Raw genomic sequence first — 2,721 nt, 5'->3', positions numbered from 1 at the left:
GGTGATTTCTGTCGTGCCCGGCTCGCCACCAATCGCACGCATAGGCCATGAATGGATCCGAATACATTGCCGAGTTCCTGGCCCGGATCGGCAGCACGCGCGTCTTCACGCTTACAGGTGGCGCCTGCGCCTTCATGGTTGACGCAGTCGGCCGTCATCCCGAACTGACCTACACCTGTTTCCAGCACGAGCAGTCAGCCGCGATGGCGGCCGACGCGGTTTGGCGGGTGAGCCGGCGAGTCGGGGTAACCATCGCGACATCCGGGCCCGGAGCGACCAATCTCATCACAGGAATCGCTTGCTCGTATTTCGATTCCATTCCATCCATCCACATCACCGGTCAGGTGAATCAGCGTGAAGCTAGCGCGTTTCACGGCGCCAATGTCCGCCAGTCGGGATTTCAGGAGACGAAGATCGTCGACATGGTCCGGCCGATTACGAAATACGCCGTAATGGTCCGCAGCGGCGAAGAGCTGCGGCAGGAACTTGCCAGCGCCTACGCGGTTGCAATGAGCGGACGGAAAGGGCCCGTTCTCATCGACGTTCCCATGGATGTTCAGAAGAGCGAAGTAGAGGGCGATGTCATCCTGCAACCGGAACGGTCGCAGACCAGTGAGCCGACCAAGACCGTCGCAGCGAGCATTGCAATGACATTTGCCAAATCGCGTCGGCCGGTAGTCCTTTGGGGCGGCGGTGTTGGACTCGCCGGGGTCGAGCAGCAGGTCGCCGACTGGCTCGCGCGCGCAGGAATACCCTTCGTCTCCAGCTGGGCGGGATTAACGTGCTTTGATCATGATCATCCCGGATTCCTGGGGCAAATTGGCGTTTACGGTAACCGCGGTGCCAATTTTGTGCTGCAGAATGCCGATGCTGTTCTGGTGCTCGGCAGTCGATTGGACAATCGTCAGCGGTCGGGCAATCCGCGCAATTTTGCTACCGGGGCAACCGTCCATGTTATCGACGTGGATGAGGAAGAACTGCAAAAATTTCGCAACGACAGCTATCGGACCAGCCATCTCGACTTCCGTCACCTACCGGCGGTGCTGGAGAACGTGGCGCTTCCCGAGATTGATGCCGAATGGCGCAAGTACGTCACCGAGATGAAGAACCGCTATCTTGGCCGGGAGACCAGCGCGTCGGCGCGCCGGCTCAACTCGCTGTCGCCCTACGATGTTGTCCGTCGCATCAACGAGGTCGTAGCTGCAGACGCGATCATTGCCGGCGATACCGGTGCCGCGATCTGCTGGTTACATCAAGCTTTCAAGATCAGGCGTCATACGCTCTTTACCGCAGGTGGCAATTCGCCGATGGGATACGCCCTTCCCGCTGCGATCGGCGCCAAGCTCGCGGCACCACACCGCCAGGTGATCTCCTATAATGGAGACGGTGGCATGCAGCTGAACATCCAAGAGCTGCAAACCCTGAAGCACCTTCACCTGGATGTAGCGGTGGTCGTGATGAACAATGCGAGCTATGGCATCGTCAGGCAGTTCCAGGACTCCCATCTTGGCAGCCGCTACAGCGCCTCCCAGACCGGCTACAGCGTTCCGGATTTCGGGCGAATTGCGCAAGCCTATGGCTTGCGCAATGCTCGCGTCGAGCGGATCGATCAGATCACGCCGAACCTGTTTACGGGCGGGGCAATCGTGATCGAAGTAATGCTGAGCGAGCAGACACTCATAGAGCCGAAGCTCGAGATGGGGCGACCTATCAACGATCAATTTCCCTATCTCAGCGATGCGGAGTATGCCTCTGGCAATCGCTTTGTCGACTATCCAAGGCCTAAGTCATTGAAGGGTATGCTGACGTGATCGCCATCCTCGGTGCTACCGGATATGTTGGTTCGAGCCTGGCGCGTGTGCTGGCTTCAAGAAGCCATGAGCCGCTCGCTCTCTTTGCCCGCCGGCCGAGCGCGCTGCGAGCCAACCTCTGGCCCGACAATGTCTCGATCCGTGCGCTCGGGGCATTCCAAGCATCGGAATTCGAACTCGTTATCAATGCGATCGGCGCCGGAACGCCCACGCGCGTTGCCGAGCTTGGCGGCGAAATCCTCAACATAACCCGGACATGGGACGAGCACGTGCTGAGCACAATGTCAGCGGTGACGCGGTATGTCTTCTTGTCGAGCGGCGCAGTCTACGGTGGAGATTTTTCCAAAGCAGTCGACGAAGATTCGCAGCTTTCGGTACCGGTCAATCGACTCGGGTCTTTTCCCGCCTACCCGCTGGCGAAACTCGAAGCAGAAGCGCGCCATCGTCTCTTGCCGCACCGCGCCATACTCGACGTCCGCATCTTCGGTTATGCCGACATCGCGATATCGCTCAAGAGCCGATTTTTCCTCGCGGACCTTGCCCGTTCCATTGCCTACAACAAAGTCTTTGTAACCTCGTCGGATCCAATGATGCGCGACTATGCCGGTGCACTCGAGTTGGCAGCCGTCATCGACTGCTGGCGGCTGGCGGGCGCGCCCAATGTGGCAGTCGATCTCTACACCCAGAGGCCTGTCAGCAAACATGAACTCCTCGAGCTTGCTGCTACATGCTTCGGCGTTCAAATTCAGTTTGCACGGACCGCCGACTGCCCCACGGGATCCAAGGCGGTGTATGCTTCGAATTTCCGAAAGGCCGGCTCGCTCGGGTATCGCCCCTGGCGCCACTCTCTTGAAATCGTATTGCCTGTCCTGGAGGCGGCTGCGGGCTGCGCGAGAGCCGGCCATGGCAA

The 2,721-nt window shown here is 59.3% G+C and carries 2 protein-coding genes; both read left to right on the top strand.

What is annotated here, in order from left to right:
• Window positions 1-47 precede the first annotated feature (47 nt).
• Entirely contained in the window at window positions 48-1,811 is a 1,764-nt protein-coding gene (locus tag CQ13_RS10120) for a thiamine pyrophosphate-binding protein (RefSeq protein WP_057842765.1), read from the top strand.
• On the top strand, window positions 1,808-2,721 hold a 914-nt coding region (locus CQ13_RS42780; RefSeq protein WP_057842764.1), incomplete at its 3' end, for an NAD-dependent epimerase/dehydratase family protein. The genes CQ13_RS10120 and CQ13_RS42780, both read left to right, overlap by 4 nt.

The organism is Bradyrhizobium retamae (assembly GCF_001440415.1).
GTDB lineage: Bacteria > Pseudomonadota > Alphaproteobacteria > Rhizobiales > Xanthobacteraceae > Bradyrhizobium > Bradyrhizobium retamae.
This window is presented reverse-complemented; position numbering and strand designations above follow the sequence as displayed.

Bases quoted from the DNA above. Each gene is read 5' to 3' on its own strand.
- CQ13_RS10120 (WP_057842765.1), top strand. From the start codon at position 48: ATGAATGGATCCGAATACATTGCCGAGTTCCTGGCCCGGATCGGCAGC.